Source organism: Cedecea sp. B1(4) (assembly GCF_059414925.1).
This window is the reverse complement of the sequence record NZ_JCAHMZ010000191.1, coordinates 1-299: the sequence shown is the minus strand read 5'-3', so window position 1 is coordinate 299 and position 299 is coordinate 1. Positions and strand designations below refer to the sequence as shown.

General features: G+C 64.2%; 1 protein-coding gene. It reads right to left on the bottom strand.

What is annotated here, in order from left to right:
• On the bottom strand, nucleotides 1–294 hold a 294-nt coding region (locus ACR6JA_RS22585; RefSeq protein WP_494599686.1), incomplete at its 3' end, for a DUF932 domain-containing protein.
• Between the last annotated feature and the right edge of the window lie 5 nt (nucleotides 295–299).

The window sequence follows — 299 nt, the reverse complement described above, 5'->3', positions numbered from 1 at the left end:
GCTGGTGCCGTCGTGCGAGTTCAGCAGCACGATTTCGTTGGCCTCCGCGCCGTTGATCTGGCTGGCATGGCGCAAGCGAATCATGTGTTTGGTGTGCTCGCGCTTGCCTTCGTCGCGCACGCGGGTTTGCGTCACCATGAAAGGCTGGAAGCCTTCTTTGCGAAGCTCGGTCAGCACGGCGGCGGTGGGGATATAGGCGTACCGCTGCGAACGGCTCTCGTGCGGGGCATCCGCGAAGATGGACGGGGCCACGCGGTGAATCTGGTCGTCGGACAGCGGGTAATCGCTGCGCAGCGAGG